The 15,192-nt window shown below is 62.7% G+C and carries 11 protein-coding genes and 2 pseudogenes; 4 read left to right on the plus strand and 9 right to left on the minus strand.

The genetic code is table 11. The features are described 5' to 3' along the window. Positions 1-542: 542 nt before the first annotated feature. The 4 genes from PQB87_RS24255 to PQB87_RS24270 all read right to left on the minus strand — a co-directional run bounded on the left by PQB87_RS24255 (position 543) and on the right by PQB87_RS24270 (position 4,430). Positions 543-1,790: a citrate synthase family protein gene (locus tag PQB87_RS24255; RefSeq protein ID WP_027791960.1), complete on the minus strand. Its 1,248-nt coding sequence runs from the start codon at positions 1,788-1,790 to the stop codon at positions 543-545. Positions 1,791-1,850: 60 nt separating this feature from the next. Next, complete coding sequence (locus PQB87_RS24260; protein ID WP_011548570.1) at positions 1,851-2,243, minus strand: VOC family protein; 393 nt, start codon at positions 2,241-2,243, stop codon at positions 1,851-1,853. A 47-nt stretch (positions 2,244-2,290) separates the two neighbouring features. Continuing rightward, positions 2,291-3,577, minus strand: a complete 1,287-nt coding sequence (locus tag PQB87_RS24265; RefSeq protein ID WP_489244274.1) for an MFS transporter — start codon at positions 3,575-3,577, stop codon at positions 2,291-2,293. Positions 3,578-3,671: 94 nt separating this feature from the next. Next, positions 3,672-4,430, minus strand: coding sequence for an SDR family oxidoreductase (locus tag PQB87_RS24270; RefSeq protein WP_011548568.1), 759 nt, complete (start codon positions 4,428-4,430; stop codon positions 3,672-3,674). A 313-nt stretch (positions 4,431-4,743) separates the two neighbouring features. Between PQB87_RS24270 and PQB87_RS24275 the strand changes: the two genes are divergently transcribed. Next, complete coding sequence (locus tag PQB87_RS24275) at positions 4,744-5,706, plus strand: 2-hydroxyacid dehydrogenase (protein WP_174416004.1); 963 nt, start codon at positions 4,744-4,746, stop codon at positions 5,704-5,706. A 70-nt stretch (positions 5,707-5,776) separates the two neighbouring features. Here PQB87_RS24275 and PQB87_RS24280 read toward each other — a convergent pair. The 4 genes and pseudogenes from PQB87_RS24280 to kdgD form a co-directional block, all read right to left on the minus strand. Beyond that, positions 5,777-5,884, minus strand: a pseudogene (locus PQB87_RS24280) (carboxymuconolactone decarboxylase family protein); the annotation flags it as partial. 312 nt (positions 5,885-6,196) lie between these two features. Next, positions 6,197-6,574, minus strand: a pseudogene (locus PQB87_RS24285) (ATP-binding protein); the annotation flags it as partial. Positions 6,575-6,584: 10 nt separating this feature from the next. Continuing rightward, positions 6,585-7,937, minus strand: coding sequence for an MFS transporter (locus tag PQB87_RS24290; RefSeq protein ID WP_027791958.1), 1,353 nt, complete (start codon positions 7,935-7,937; stop codon positions 6,585-6,587). A gap of 92 nt (positions 7,938-8,029) precedes the next feature. After that, positions 8,030-8,947: a 5-dehydro-4-deoxyglucarate dehydratase gene (kdgD, locus tag PQB87_RS24295; protein WP_027791957.1), complete on the minus strand. Its 918-nt coding sequence runs from the start codon at positions 8,945-8,947 to the stop codon at positions 8,030-8,032. A 207-nt stretch (positions 8,948-9,154) separates the two neighbouring features. Between kdgD and garD the strand changes: the two genes are divergently transcribed. Beyond that, positions 9,155-10,744, plus strand: a complete 1,590-nt coding sequence (garD, locus tag PQB87_RS24300; protein ID WP_027791956.1) for a galactarate dehydratase — start codon at positions 9,155-9,157, stop codon at positions 10,742-10,744. Between the two features lie 128 nt (positions 10,745-10,872). Continuing rightward, positions 10,873-11,175 (plus strand): hypothetical protein, encoded by a 303-nt coding sequence (locus PQB87_RS24305; RefSeq protein ID WP_051363319.1) that lies wholly within the window; start codon positions 10,873-10,875, stop codon positions 11,173-11,175. A 26-nt stretch (positions 11,176-11,201) separates the two neighbouring features. On the opposite strand, the gene PQB87_RS24310 is transcribed toward PQB87_RS24305, so the two are convergent. Then, positions 11,202-13,100 (minus strand): glycoside hydrolase family 28 protein, encoded by a 1,899-nt coding sequence (locus PQB87_RS24310; protein WP_226129765.1) that lies wholly within the window; start codon positions 13,098-13,100, stop codon positions 11,202-11,204. A gap of 521 nt (positions 13,101-13,621) precedes the next feature. Between PQB87_RS24310 and PQB87_RS24315 the strand changes: the two genes are divergently transcribed. Further along, positions 13,622-15,178, plus strand: coding sequence for a methyl-accepting chemotaxis protein (locus PQB87_RS24315; RefSeq protein ID WP_027791954.1), 1,557 nt, complete (start codon positions 13,622-13,624; stop codon positions 15,176-15,178). Positions 15,179-15,192: the final 14 nt, after the last annotated feature.

Genomic DNA, 15,192 nt, shown 5'->3' on the forward strand with positions numbered 1-15,192 from the left:
GAGTAGAGCGCGGGGACGACGTTTTCGCCACACAAGCTGATTTCATCGACTCAGATGACCAGAGAGGCCATGCGACTGAAGAGATCAGCGCGCTGCTGGTCGTGTCTGGTCCCGCAACCGCGGACGATGTGCAGGCGAATGCGTCTGGCGGTGTGTTGGTTACGTTGTCCAGGCGCTTGGGCATCGTCGTCAAGCCGGATGGCATTGCCCGCGAGGCGGTCACCAAACCCGCGTCCGAATGCCTGCTTTGTATGAGTGCCGACCGGTTGAATCCGCCGTCGTTCAGAGTCGATCGCATCGTTGCAGAACCGCCATTCACTGTCGCGTGCAGTTCGCGGCGTCGGGATCGACGCGACAGCAAGATACGGAACCATTATCACTATGCTGCGATTGCCTGCTCAAAACTCAGATTTCGCACAACGCATGACTGCCACTGCCGGCGTCGCAGGGGAGTTGACGCCGGTCTTCGTGAGTCGCGGCCGATGAAAACTTTTCATTGCAAACGGTGGCGCGTTCAATTCGGTCTACGATTGTCACGCGAGTTACTCCACCACCTTGAAAAGGCGGTTCTTGTTGATCATGCCGACTTTCGTCTGTTTGCCGTCGTCGTCAGCAGCGGGCCGCAGATGCCGATCGTCGAGCGTCGGCCCCGTATAGCGGCTGCGCGGCCGGATCACCTTGCCGACGCGCAGCTGTTCGATGCAGTGTGCGAGCAGTCCGACGCTGCGCGCGATCGAGAACAGCCCGAACGCCGCATCGCGCGGCAACTGAAGCTGCACCGACAGCATCGCCATCGCGACATCGATGGTCGGCCGCTGGCCGGTGAGCATCGTGACCTTGTCGACGAAGTGCGCGAGTTCCGTCGGCGGATCGAGCCGCGCAAGCAGCGCGGCCGCGCGCGGATCGCCGTCGGGGTAAAGATGATGGCCGAAACCGGGAATCGGGATTGCGGACTTCAGGTGATGATCGACGACGCGCTCGGCACTCAATCGTTGCACATCGTCGAACACTGCGCGCACGCGTCCCGACGCGTCGCCGTGCAGCGGTCCCGACAACGTCGCGAGCCCCGTCAGCAGGCAGCCCGCGAGCGACGCGCCGGTCGATGCGGTGATGCGCGCGGCGAATGCCGAACTCGTGATCTCATGATCGGCGACCAGCACCATCGCGCGGCGCAGCAGGTCTGCGCCATGGCTGTCGAGGCCCCAGCCGGCCGCGAGCCGCTGATGGGTGTGAAGCGGGCTTGCGCCGGCGTCGTCTTGCGCGCCGAACGCGCGCGACACGATCGCAACGAGCTGCCCGGCCTCGATGTGCAGCGCGCTGTCGAGCCGGCCGAGCGTCGAATGGCCAAACGCGGCCAGCGTCGCGAGCATCGTGAACGCACATTGCCGGTCACGCTCGCCGGGCGGCAGCACGATCACCGGCGCGTCGAACGACACCGGCGCGGTGGCCTGCCAGAGCAGCGAAGCCGTTTCCTCGAGCGTCGCGGTATCTGCGAGTTCAATGCTGTCGCGGCCGCGATACCATGCGCGACCCTTCGAGAACGTGGTGATGCCGCTGTAAATGCACGGCTCGGCGCCAAAGATCGTGCTGGCCGCGAGCGCCGCTCGCTTGCGGCCGACCTGCTTCTTGCGGCACAGCGCGACCACATCCTCGGCCCGATACAGGCTCTTGCGCGGATCGTCGGGATCCTGCATCACGGCAATGCTGCCGCGGCTGGCGTACGCGTAGACGGTCTGCGCCCGCACGCCGAGCCGCCGCGCTGCTTCCGTCAGGGTGATCCAGTTCTGCATGGGGAGTCGTGATGAGGATGCGGCCGGTGCGCGGCCGCTTGCGCCGACTATAGACCGGGTTCAGTTGAATGTCATCTCGGCCGGGCGCCGCTCGAGCACCTCGACGAGGATGTCGCCGGGCGCGCGCACGAAACAGCCGCGCACGCCGGCGCGGATCCGCGTGACGGGCTGGACGATCTCCGCGCCGTTGTCGACCAGATGCGCGTAAGCCGCATCCAGATCCTCGACCAGCACGCCCAAGTGGTCGATCCCTTGCATGCGCGCGCCGTCCGGCACGATCGCCGGACACGCGTCCGGCAGCGCCGTGATGAAGAGGTTGATCGCCCCGATCCGCAGGTCGACGCGGCCGGGGCGCCGCACGATTTCGGCGTTCAGGCAGCGCGCGAACCACGCGGCGGTGGCCTCGGCATCAGCCGAGCAGAGTTGCAGGTGATCCCATTTGAATTCGATCATGGTCGTGTGCGGTACGTGCAGTGGAGCGTAAAAGGGGGCGAACCGGGTCAGAGCTCGATACGCGACAGCTTGCCGAGCAGCACCGAGTACGACAGCGTGCCGAGGAGGCAGATCGCACCCATCAGGATCAGCGCCCAGAAAAAGTTGCCGGTGTGCTGCGTCACGTAGCCGATCATCAGCGGCGTGGTGACGGCTGCGATATTCGCGGCGAGGCTCGTGATGCTGCTGGTGAGCCCGACATAGCGTTTCGGCGCAATCTCGGACACCGCCGCCCACGACATCGAGCCGATTCCCTGTGCGAAGAACGCGACGGTCAGGATCGCGATCACCAGCGCGTTCGAGTGCACGAAGTTGACGAGCATGATCGATGCGCCGAGGAAGGTGCCGATCACGAGCGGCGCCTTGCGCGACGACGACATCGATACACCGCGCCGGATGCAGAGATCGGACAAATAGCCCGCGATAAGGATCCCGAGCGTCGCGCCGATGAACGGCATCGCCTGGAAGAAACCGACCTTGATCATCGACATGTGCCGTTCCTCGACAAGGTAGGTCATGAACCAGGTCGTGAAGAACACCAGCAGCGTGTTGTTGCAGAACTTGCCGAGACAGATCGCGAGGATCTGCCGATAGCCCAGCAGGCGCAGCGCCATGCGCCAGTCGAACCGGTCGCGCGCCGTCACTACCGGCTGCCCTTCGGTGATGTACTGCAGCTCGGCCGCGTTGACGCGTGGATGGCGCGACGGATCGCGATAGAGCCGGTACCAGACGACGCTGAACAGAATGCCGAACGCGCCGGTCGCGAAGAACACGGTACGCCAGCCGAACGCGGATGAGATCCACAGCAGCAGCCCGGTGAAGAGCGGCGTGCCGATGTACTGACCCATCACGTACACGCTCGTCGCGAAGCCACGCTCCTGGACCGGGAACCACATCGTCACGGCGCGCGCGTTCGACGGAAACGCGGGCGCTTCGAGCGCGCCCATCGCTAGCCGCGAACCGAGCAGCATGTGATAGCCGTGCGCGAGCCCTTGCGTGAGCGTCGCCAGCGACCATCCGACGAGCGACAGCGCATACGCGACGCGCGAGCCCAGCATATCGGCGAGCACGCCTGCCGGCAGCAGCGCGATAGAGTATGCGAGGCCGAACACCGCGAACAGCTCGCCCATCTGCACGCGGGTAAGCGCGAGATCCTTCGACAACGCCGGAGCGACGATGCCGAGCGCCGAGCGATCGACGTAGTTGAGGACGGTGGCCACCAGCAGCATCGACAGCACGCCGTAGCGCACCCGCGATCGCCTGGCGGCGCCTGCGTGCGCGTCGAACCCGCGCATGACCGAAACCTGTTCTTCAGCGGTTTTCAATGTCGTCTCCTGTTTTGTGATGGTTGTGCTGGTGCACCTGCCGCGTGTGCCGGCGCGCGTCCGGTCAGCCGCGTCCGACGAAGGGCATCGCGCTTGCCATGATCGTCATGTTCAGAATGTTCGCTTCGAGCGGCAGGCTCGCCATCTGCACGATCGCGCTCGCGACATGCACGACGTCGACGCGCGGCTCGGGCGCGATGCGGCCGTCGGCCTGCAGCACGCCGCTGTCCATGCGCTCCGTGAGCGAGGTCGCGGCGTTGCCGATATCGATCTGGCCGCAGGCGATGTTAAACGGTCGACCGTCGAGGGCAAGCGAACGCGTGATGCCGAGGACCGCGTGCTTCGTGGCCGTGTACGCGATCGTGTGCGGGCGCGGCGTGTGCGCGGAGATCGAACCGTTGTTGATGATGCGGCCGCCTTGCGGCGTCTGGCGCTTCATCTGGCGCCACGCGGCGCGGGCGCACAGGAACACGCCGGTCAGGTTGGTGGCGACCACGTCGTTCCAGAACTCAAGCGAATAATCGTCGAGCGGCACGGCGCCTGCGTTGCGGCCCGCGTTGTTGAACAGCACGTCGAGGCGGCCGAAGTCATGCGCAATCCGCGTGAAGCTCGCATCGACCGACGTTTCGTCGGACACGTCGGTTGGAATCGCCGCTGCGACGCCCCCGGCCAGCTCGATGATCTCTTGCGTCGCGAGTAGCGGATCGATGCGCCGGCCGAGCAGCGCGACGCTGAAGCCGGCTTGCGCGAGCGCTACCGCAGCGGCCTGTCCGATGCCGGTGCCGGCACCCGTCACCGCCGCGATTTTTTTCTCTGCCTGCATTTTCACGCCCTCGTCTTCAGTCCGTTGAACATGCAAAAAGCATTGCGCGGCGACGATTTCGCAGCAATCTTGATTCTTTCAATCAACATCAACCGCCCCGTCACGACGGGCTGGCGTCAGGGTTTTCCTGAGCTCGCGACTGCGCCGTTCGCGCGCCGGCAAGGCATCGCGCATAGCAGAGGACATGATCGGAATCGGTCGAGTATCCGGTCGCTCAATGCCGCGCGAACATGTTGATCGAACCAATCAATATTGACCTGCGCCGACTGCGCTTCGTAGGCTGTGTTCCGTTTTCCGACCCAAGGACGAGACCATGCCTGACAACAATCGCACCCGCCTGTTGGTTGCGCGACGCGTTCCCGCCGCAGTCGCCGCACGCGCAGAATCCGAATTCAACGCGTATGTAACGGACGCCGACATGGACGCGTCGTCCGTCGTCGAGTTCTGCAATCGCTACGAGACGCCGGCGGTGCTGATCGGCAAGAAATCGGGGCTGCAGGCCGAGCACATCGCAGCATTGCCACCGAGCGTGAAGATCATCGCGAACGCGAGCGCCGGGTACGACCACATGGATGTCGCCGCCGCACGCGCACGCGGAATCGCGGTCAGCAACGCCCCCGATGCGCTGACCGACTGCACGGCCGATTTCACGATGCTGCTGGTGCTTGCCGCGTGCCGGCGTGCATCGGAGTACGAGCGTATCGTGCGCGCGGGGTGGGGAAAGTCGTTCGGCATGACCGACATGCTCGGCACGCGCGTGAACGGCAAGACGCTCGGAATCGTCGGTTTCGGGCGGATCGGCCGTGCGGTCGCGCAGCGCGCGCGCGGCTTCGGGATGAAGATCGTCTATACCGACCGACGTCCCGCACCGCCCGAGATCGAGGCCGGCGCGCGCTATTGCGCGGATCTCGACACGCTGCTCCCGCAGTGCGACATCCTCACGCTGCACGTGCCCGGCGGCGGCACGCCATTGATGACCCGCCGCGAATTCGGCTTGCTGCGCGACGGTGCCGTGTTCGTGAATGCGGCGCGCGGCAGTCTCGTCGACGAGGATGCGCTTTACGATGCGTTGACGTCGCATCGGCTGTTCGCCGCGGGGCTCGACGTTTACCGGAGCGAACCCAACATCGATCCGCGCTTTGCCGCGCTCGACAATGTGTTTCTGTCGCCGCACATGGCGAGCGCGACCGTCGAGACGCGCGACCAGATGGGGTTTACCGCGCTCGACAACGTCGCGGCGGTGCTTGACGGGAAGGGGGCGCCGAACGCGCTGTGATGACGGCGGGCGCGAGCGCTTGCCCATGCCGGGGTGTCCGATGACGGAACCCCCGGCTTCAACCGCGTCGTTACTTCAACACCCCCTCCGCCACCAGCACCTCATGCGCGGCATTGAACGCGCTGAGACGATGCGGAATACCCGAATAGGCGGTCGCATGCAGCAGGGTCGCTTTTATTAGGTCCAGGGGAGTGACGACGGATGCCCTAATGTCGAGTTGCGATAGGGCTTCCGCCTAGGTCTCGCGTGATGCGCCAAACCATGCCGCCGCTCGGGCCTGTCAGGAATTTTGTGTTTAAGGCATAACATGCTCCCAAGGAGAGTTTATGCCTCGCAAACCGAAAGCCCAGCCGCGGCTCTGCCGGCGATTCCGGCCGAGTTGCTCGAGCAGTTCGGCAACGGTCCGATGACGGCCGAAGCCATCAACGCCGCGACGCTGGCGTGTTGATTTCCACTGAATCTTGACCCACCCCGAGACAGCGTAGTACATCTATTCCGGTGTGGATAACTCCTCACTGCCTGCTGCTTTTGCTGCTCTCTTTCTGGTTGCCTTCGCCTTGGCAGAACTGGACTTGAAGCGCCATGATTCATTGCCTGTTTCGACGATGTGGCAGTGATGGGTGACGCGGTCCCGCAGCGCCGTCGTCATCTTTGCGTCCCCGAACACGGTCGCCCACTCACCGAAGCTGAGGTTGGTGGTGATCGCGACACTCGTGTGTTCATACAGCTTCGAGAGCAAGTGGAACAGCAATGCGCCACCGGTTTGGCTGAACGGCAGGTAGCCCAGTTCGTCGAGGATCACCAGGTCGACGTACATTAGCTTATGGGCGATCTCGCCTTGTTTGCCGATGGACTTCTCCTGCTCCAGTAACTTTGGACTAGTCGTGACTAAGCTCTACGCGCTTGATCTCTTTAACGATGACGAGATAACAGAACACTGTAATCAGCGCATTGGCACCTACAAAAGCCAGGGCGCCGTTAAACGAGCCACCAGACCGTGCGACGAGATACCCGATCACAATGGGGGTGACGATACCGGCAACGTTGCCAAACATGTTGAAGATCGATCCAGACAGGCCAATCGCTTCCTTGGGTGAGGTGTCTGCGACCACAGCCCATCCAAGTGCGCCCAGACCCTTCCCGAAGAAGGCAAGCGACATAAGGGCAACGACGACCCAATCGGTATTGACGTAGTTGCATCCGACGATGCAGCACGACAGCAGCATGCCGCCAACGATCGGCGTCTTTCGTGCGACGGTGAGCGAGCGACCATGTCGTATAAGTGTGTCCGACAACACGCCACCGAGAACGCCGCCACCGAACCCGCAGATGGCCGGCAGGGAAGCGATGAGCCCTGCCTGGAGGATAGTCATGTGCCGGGCCTGAACGAGGTAGATCGGAAACCACGTCAGGAAGAAATAGGTAAGCACGTTAATGCAGAATTGTGCGAGATACACGCCGAGCAGCATGCGATTGCCCAGCAGTTGCCGCACAACGCCCCAGCCACCGCGATGACTGCGCGAACCGGCGTCGGCTAGTTTTCGGCCGTGAATGAGGCCACCGCCCTGGTCAATATACTCGAGCTCCGGTTTATTGACGCCCGGATGGTTCACCGGGTTTTTCATGACCTTGAGCCACGTTATTGCTAGCAGCAGTCCGGCAAAGCCCATGACGACGTAGACGTAATGCCAGCCGAAGGCGTGGGTAATCCACGCCATCAGCGGAGTAAACACGACAGCTGCGAAATATTGCGCCGAATTGAAGATAGCGGAGGCAGTACCGCGTTCCTTTGTAGGAAACCAGCTCGCTACGACCTTGGCATTTGCAGGGAACGCCGGCGCCTCAGCGGCCCCCATGACAAAGCGCAACATGAATAGCGTGGTTACCGCTGATGCGGCGCTCCCTGCCAGGCCGATCGAGCTTTGAAGCAATGTAAAGAGAGACCAGAGGAAGATGCTCGCGGCATACACTCGGCGTGCTCCGAAGCGATCGAGCAGCCAGCCGGCTGGAATCTGACAGAGAACATAGGCCCAGCTAAATGCGGAAAAGATGTATCCCATCTTGACCGCATCGAAGCCGAACTCTCCCCGCATTGCAGATCCGGTGACCGACAAGGTCGCGCGATCTGCGTAGTTCAATGTCGTGATGACAAAAATAAGGGCCAGAATGACGTGGCGGACCTTCGTACGCTTGAGTGCGTCCGCGGGATTTGCCGTGCGGCTCATTTCCATGACGATCTTCCTCTGTTTAAAGCGAGCGGGGTGCCTGTGTCGCTGTTGGGCATAACTGCGCGGCTAGCCCCGCCTGTCTCCTCGTGGCGTGCTTACTGCGCGCCGAGCTTTTTGATCAAAGCGTCAAGCTGGCTCAGTTCTTCGTCGTTGAGGTCCGTGAGCGGAGCGCGAACCGGGCCGGCATCGTGGCCAACGAGCTTTGCGCCCGCCTTGACGATGCTGACTGCGTAACCCGCACGGCGATTACGGATTGCGAGGTAAGGAAGGAAGAAGTCGTCAATCAGCTTTCCAATCGTTGCGTGATCGTCCGATGCGATTGCACGATAGAAGTCCATGGCGGTCTTCGGAATAAAGTTGAAGACGGCGGACGAGTAGACCGGAACGCCGAGGGCCTTATACGCGGCTGCATAAACTTCAGCCGTCGGCAGGCCGCCGAGATAGGAAAACCGCTCACCCAGGCGGCGACGGATCGTCACCATGTTTTCGATGTCGCCGACACCGTCCTTAAACCCGATCAGATTCGGACAGCGATCGGCGAGGCGCTCGAGCATGTCAGCGTTCAGCTTCGAATTGGCCCGGTTATAGATGATCACGCCCAGATTGGGCACTGCCTTGCACACTTCCTCGGCATGCGCTGCGATCCCGTCGAGCGAGGCCTCCGTCAGGTAATGCGGCATCAGGAGGATGCCCTGCGCGCCATTGCGCTCCGCTTCTTTCGCGTACTCGATGGCAACGCGCGTCGGACCACCCGCCCCTGCGAGGATTGGCACCTTGCCCTTGCAGACTTCGGTCGCCGTACGGACGACGGCTGTGTAGTCATCACGCGTAAGTGAGAAGAATTCGCCCGTGCCGCCCGCTACGAACAGTGCCGTTGCGCCGTAAGGCGCGAGCCAGTCGAGGCGGCTTGCGTACGTATCGGCGCGGAAATTGCCCTGTTGGTCAAAGTCCGTGACCGGGAAGGAGAGGAGGCCGTCGGAGACGATTTGCTTGAGTTCTTGCGGAGTGGTCATGATGGGGCGTTCCAAGAAATTCGGTTCGATTTCGGTTTCTGCTTATATGTCATCGTACAACTGGGCTTTCGGCTGAGCAACTGGAAATGGCGGTTTTCAGAGATTTCCCAGGGTAAATAGGTATCCAAAAAGAGGTTGTACGTTGTATGATGACGTAAAACTAAGCAGGGTCATTGGGCGAACCCCGCCGCTCAGAGGAAGATGCAAATGGAACAGACACCGCTTTATATTCGCGTGCACCCCAATGACAACGTCGCGATCGTTGTCAATGACGGGGGACTGGGGGAGGGAGCGACTTTCCCAGATGGTCTGGCACTTCGCGAACGGGTGCCGCAAGGCCACAAGGTCGCGCTGAAGGATTTCGCTGAGGGCGATGAGGTCGTCCGGTACAACGTTGTGATCGGGTATGCGAGCCAGGCGCTGCCCAAGGGAAGCTGGGTGAACGAGCACGTCATCCGGATTCCAACCCCTCCCGGCCTCGACGATCTTCCGATCGCGACCATCAAGGCGCCGGTTATGCCGCCTCTGGAGGGTTACACGTTCGAGGGCTACCGCAATAGCGACGGTTCGGTCGGTACACGCAACATTCTTGCGATTACTACGACTGTTCAGTGTGTTGCAGACGTCGTTCAGCACGCCGTGACCCGGATCAAGAGCGAGCTGTTGCCGAAATATCCGAACGTCGATGACGTGGTCAGCCTCGGGCACACGTATGGATGCGGGGTTGCGATTGACGCTCCCGATGCAGTGGTGCCGATCCGAACAGTACGCAACATCGCGCTCAATCCGAACTTCGGCGGCGAAGTCATGATGGTGAGCCTTGGTTGCGAGAAACTGCAGCCCGAGCGTCTGATGCCTCCCGGGACGATTCCTATTGCGACTGTTACGGAAGCGGATGACGTCGCGGACGTCGGTGACCTGCCTTCGGACGTGAATGGTGACGTCGTGGTGCTGCAGGACGACGCCCATGTCGGTTTTGAATCAATGATCGAATCGATCATTCGGATGGCTGAAGGTCACCTGATCCGGCTGAATAGCCGGCGCCGGGAAACCTGTCCGGCTTCAGACCTGGTATTGGGCGTTCAGTGCGGTGGCAGCGATGCTTTTTCTGGCCTGACCGCAAACCCGGCAGTTGGTTTCGCCACCGATCTTCTCGTGCGCGCGGGTGCCACGGTCATGTTCTCGGAGGTGACCGAGGTGCGCGATGGTGTCGGTCAGCTCACAGGGCGCGCCGCTAATCCCGAAGTTGCCGCTGCGATCATTCGGGAGATGGACTGGTACGACAACTATCTGAAGCGCGGCGGAGCGGATCGTAGCGCCAACACGACGCCGGGGAACAAGAAGGGCGGGCTGTCGAACATTGTCGAAAAGGCGATGGGCTCGATCATCAAGTCCGGCAATTCGCAGATATCTGGCGTACTCGCGCCGGGCGAAAAGGTCAGGCAAAAAGGGCTGATCTACGCTGCGACACCCGCGAGCGATTTTATTTGCGGCACGTTGCAGGTGGCAGCCGGGATCAATCTGCACGTTTTCACAACAGGCCGGGGTACGCCGTATAGCCTCGCCGAGGTGCCCGTCGTGAAGGTCGCAACCCGTTCGGACCTGGCACGTCGCTGGCACGACCTGATGGACGTGAACGCAGGCACGATCGCGACCGGTACTGCAACGATCGAAGATGTGGGCTGGGAGTTGTTCAAGCTGCTGCTCGACGTCGCGAGCGGACGCAAACAGACGTGCGCTGAAAAACTGAAGCTCCATAACGCTCTGGTTCTCTTCAATCCTGCGCCGGTGACCTGATCGCCGCTCGCTGCGCTGTAGTTGGACATCGCCGCCAACGCACCGGCCGATAAAAACCAATGAGATATGGACAGGCGACTCGCGCCTGGACCGGCCAGCCTTTCGTAGACATCTTCGAGCCATAATTTATGGCAACCGAGGAGGTCGATATGAGCGGCAAGCGGTACACGGATGAGTTCAAGATCGAAGCAGTCGAGCAAGTCACCGTGACCCTGCCTCGTTTTCACGTACAGCATGTCATGCAGCAGCGCGTAGGGTTGCGTCAGCGTCTGGCCTCAGGGCTCGTCGTCCAACTTTTGGTCGCGTTGAGTCATTGCAGGCATGGCCGATTGACTGGTGGCGCGCGGCAACAGGCGACCGGCGAATCGTTGGAAGGCTGCCTGCTGAACGTCGTCCGGGGGCCGGCCCGGCCCCCGGGTACTTCCGCGTGAGATCCACGTGCGCGGTTCCGTGGGGATCAGCGAAGGTCGGTGATCGTGGTGTTGTAGAGTTGCCCCGCGATCGACACGTTCTGCAGGCTAATGCCGTTCACGTTCCACGCATAGATCGGCCCCGGCGTGGTGGTGCTGGCCGGCCCCGTTGCGGTGGGCGAGCCGAAGTCGCAGTTCGAGATGGTCACGCCGGTGATGGCGGGAATCGTCGGGGTCGGCGCCGGACCGTTGTAGTCGAACGCCACCGGGCCTTGCGCGACGATCGCCTGGAAACACGAGCCGGTCGCGCTGCCGAGCGTGACGTTGGTGGCCTTCACGTTAGTGATGTTGACGTTCTGCACGAGCGCCGGGCGCGTCCGGATCGCATCGCCGGCGGGTTGGTAGTCGCAATCGAACGTGATCAGGCCGCCCTGCGATGCCGACGGATTGCCCGACGCCAAGGTTGCCACGCCGAGCGGCACGGTGCTGTTGATCGGGCTGCCGGCCAGCATCTTGCTGCCGTAGCCGCCGCCCGTCAGGCTCACGCCGTTCGGCAGTGTCACGCCGTTCACATAGAAGTTGCGCACGAAACCGCCGCGATTCATGTTGGTCTTGATGCGGATAGCAATGTTCAGCGAATTGGTCGCCCAGTGCTGGTTCAGCATCGTCAGGTTGCGCGCGTAAACGTTCTCGATGCCGCCGCCCATCTCGCTGCCGAGTGTGATGCCGCCGTGGCCGCTGTTCATGGTGCAGTTTTGCACCACGTGGTTCCGTGCCGCGCCGTATTGCGTATCGAGATCCTTGCCCGACTTGATCGCGATGCAATCGTCACCTGTGTTGAAGATCATACCGTCGCACAGCACGTTAGTGCAGGCATCGGGATCGAAGCCGTCGTTGTTCGGGCCGATGCTGTCGGCCATCACGCCGCGAATCACCACGTTTGTGCAGTCGGTCGGATGGTGCTGCCAGAACGGCGTGTTCTGGGTGTGATAGTTCTCCATTAGGACGTCGGTGCACCCGATGAATTCCACCATGCAGGGCCGCAGGTAATGGCCCAGCCCGAAGATGCACTGCGCTACCGGCACACCGGCCTCGGACAGCGCGGGCAGGTAGTTCTGATCCTGCTGCCACGGCGTGGCCGGATTGGTCAGCAGCGAATACAAAGCGTCCGGAATACCGGGCGCGGCCGTTTTCAGGTCAACGTTGTTCGGGTTCGTATAGGCCTGCGACGGCGTGGAGGAGCCAGCGCAACCGTAGACACCCGTGTTGCCTTTGTAGGTCCACCAGCAGGTGGCAGTGTTGCCCGAGCCGGCGAACGGCGTCATCGCCTGCCCGTTTAGGATCGAGGTGGTGCCTTCGCCGGTAAGCGCGATATGGCTGGCGTTGCGTGCGTACACTAGCGCGCCGAAGTTCAGGCAGTCGTTGGCCTGCCAGCGGCTGTAGAACAGCTTGCCGTTGGCGCCGCAGTCGACGGGGCCGTCCTTGGCGTAGTCGGCCGGGTTTTGGCTGAAGAAGATCGTGCAGTTCGCGCTCAGGTGAAAGTTGACGTTGCTCTGCAGCACGATCGGCCCCGCGCAGTACCAAGCGCCGGCCGGCACCACCACGCGTCCGCCGCCCGCTGCCGAGCAGGCTGCGATCGCAGCCAGGAAGGCTGGACGCGAATCCACCGCTCCAGCACCTGGGGTGGCGCCGGCGCCTGGGCTGAGCGGCGATTTGGCGGCGTCTGTATACGGGCTGGTTTGCGCAACGACCGAACACGGCTGGGCGCCGTAGGCCTCAACCTGGAAATCTAGGGCAGGGAACGACGACTGCGCGATGCCATTCAGCGAGGCGATGATGTTGGTCGCCAGGCCACTCGGCCCCCAGATCGGATCCGCCGCAGGCACGCTGGCGGGGGGCGGAGTGTTGTCGGTACCACCGCAAGCGCCGAGCAGGGCGCTGCCCATCAGGGCACCGCCGTAGCCGAGGAAATGGCGTCGAGTGATCCCGGGTATGGAGGGATGCCGAACGGTGCCGCCGGGTTGTGTATCGAAGTCGTTGTCGGTCACTGCTGTCTCCGTCCTTTTCTTGTGATCTTGTCGATGAGGTGATACCGTCGCCAGGGCCGTTGTCATACGATGACACGATGATATTATCGCTGAATGCACCAACGCTCCCGTCCGTGTCTACCCTAAGAACAAGCCGTCAGATTGCGCGTTATTATTGCCTTCCATGCGGCATATGAGGTTCACCGGGGTTTAGGCGGATTTCGGTCAACCTCAAAAGGGGGAGAGGTTTCCTGTGGCACAGCTCGAAAATCGTGTATAAGAAGTACGATGTCACATATCAAATTTCGCGACCCATACGCGGGTCACCACGTAACGCACCCCGCAATCCACCCAACAATGCCAGAACGTGCGTGGCTGATGCCCGGGACGGCCCACGTGCCGTCACCGCGGCTGATGACCAAGCAGAGACAGGAACCAAGATGCGCAACATGACGGTGCGAGCCAGCCTGCTCGCGGCACTGACGATGTTTGGGGTGGTGATCGTGATTGGCGGCATCGCCGGCATCGTGTCGCTGCAAATGGCCGATGCGAACGCGCAGCGCCTGCATGAGATTTCGCGCCAAACCATCCTCGTCAACGACGCATACAAGGACAGCACCCGCACGCGTTCGGCGCTGGTGCGCGCCTATAGCGCGCTGAAAGAGCGCAACGACACGGCGGCGCGCGATTCGGCCTTGCAGAGCGCGAATCGCACCTTCGAACGCTCCGCGAGCGAAACCAGCGCATATCGCGACGCAAGTGCGTTCGACGGCATGGATTCGGAGCTCAAACGACAGCTCGTGGCGTCGTCGGACCGGCTTGCGGCCCTTATCGCGCGCGCGGCCGACGCGCTGCGCAATAACGACACTGCCGGCTACGTGACCATCAACGACCGCGATGTCACCCGCGCGGGCATGGTGTACTCGGAAAACGTCGAGAAGCTGCAGACACTCGCGAACACCCTGACCGAACAGGCGCTCAACGACGGCAACGCGCGCTACCGGTGGATCCTGGGCTTCGTGGTGGTGGGCGTCGGGCTGGCGCTTGCGCTGATGGTCGTCACGCACGTCGCGCTCACGCGCATCGTGACGCGCCCGCTCGGCGAAGCGGTGGCGGTGCTCGACCGCATCGCGTCGAACGATCTGACTGTGCGCGTGCCCGAGGCGGGCCGCAACGAAATCGGCCTGCTTTTTGCGGCCATGCGGCGGATGCGCGACGGACTCTCGCGCACCGTGAGCGGCGTGCGAGACAGCTGCGACGCGATCCACACGGCTGCACGCGAGATCGCCGCCGGCAATCTCGACCTGTCGAGCCGCACGGAGCAGCAGTCGGCGTCGCTCGAGGAAACCGCCGCGAGCATGGAGGAACTGACCTCGACGGTCAGGCAGAACGCGGCGAACGCCACCGAGGCGAGCACGCTCGCGAGCGGCACGGCGGACCTCGCGCGCCGGGGCGGTGACGTGGTCGGCCGCGTGGTCCGGACAATGCAGGATATCAGTGCAAGCGCGCTCAAGATCGCCGAGATAACGAACATGATCGACAGCATTGCGTTCCAGACCAACATTCTCGCGCTGAATGCGGCCGTCGAATCGGCGCGCGCGGGCGAACAGGGGCGTGGCTTCGCGGTCGTCGCGGGCGAGGTGCGAACGCTCGCGCAGCGCAGCGCCAGCGCGGCGCGCGAGATCAAGGAACTGATCGGCGCCTCGATGAACGAGGTGCGAAACGGCAACGCGCTCGCGGCCGAAGCGGGCGCGGCGATGGAGGAGATCGTGGGCGCCGTGCGCAACGTGGCGACCATCTTGGTGGAAATGTCGTCGGCGACGAGCGAGCAGAGCGCCGGCATACAGCAGGTGGGCGTCGCCGTGAGCCAGATGGATCAAGTCACGCAGCAGAATGCGGCGCTCGTCGAGCAGGCCGCCGCCGCCGCGGATGCGCTGGAGCATCAGGCGCAATCGATGAAGGACGCCGTGGCGGTATTCCGTCTCGGCGAAGCTTGACGGCTTTCACCAAC

This window comes from Burkholderia sp. KL41 (assembly GCF_057005415.2).

What these genes read in the sequence shown, in the direction of transcription:
- PQB87_RS24265 (WP_489244274.1), bottom strand. Translation starts at nt 3,577, where the DNA reads ATGCGCGGGTTCGACGCGCACGCAGGCGCCGCCAGGCGATCGCGGGTG.
- PQB87_RS24315 (WP_027791954.1), top strand. Translation starts at nt 13,622, where the DNA reads ATGCGCAACATGACGGTGCGAGCCAGCCTGCTCGCGGCACTGACGATG.
- PQB87_RS24310 (WP_226129765.1), bottom strand. Translation starts at nt 13,100, where the DNA reads ATGGGCAGCGCCCTGCTCGGCGCTTGCGGTGGTACCGACAACACTCCG.
- garD (WP_027791956.1), top strand. Translation starts at nt 9,155, where the DNA reads ATGGAACAGACACCGCTTTATATTCGCGTGCACCCCAATGACAACGTC.
- PQB87_RS24270 (WP_011548568.1), bottom strand. Translation starts at nt 4,430, where the DNA reads ATGCAGGCAGAGAAAAAAATCGCGGCGGTGACGGGTGCCGGCACCGGC.
- PQB87_RS24275 (WP_174416004.1), top strand. Translation starts at nt 4,744, where the DNA reads ATGCCTGACAACAATCGCACCCGCCTGTTGGTTGCGCGACGCGTTCCC.
- kdgD (WP_027791957.1), bottom strand. Translation starts at nt 8,947, where the DNA reads ATGACCACTCCGCAAGAACTCAAGCAAATCGTCTCCGACGGCCTCCTC.
- PQB87_RS24305 (WP_051363319.1), top strand. Translation starts at nt 10,873, where the DNA reads ATGGCAACCGAGGAGGTCGATATGAGCGGCAAGCGGTACACGGATGAG.
- PQB87_RS24260 (WP_011548570.1), bottom strand. Translation starts at nt 2,243, where the DNA reads ATGATCGAATTCAAATGGGATCACCTGCAACTCTGCTCGGCTGATGCC.
- PQB87_RS24290 (WP_027791958.1), bottom strand. Translation starts at nt 7,937, where the DNA reads ATGGAAATGAGCCGCACGGCAAATCCCGCGGACGCACTCAAGCGTACG.
- PQB87_RS24255 (WP_027791960.1), bottom strand. Translation starts at nt 1,790, where the DNA reads ATGCAGAACTGGATCACCCTGACGGAAGCAGCGCGGCGGCTCGGCGTG.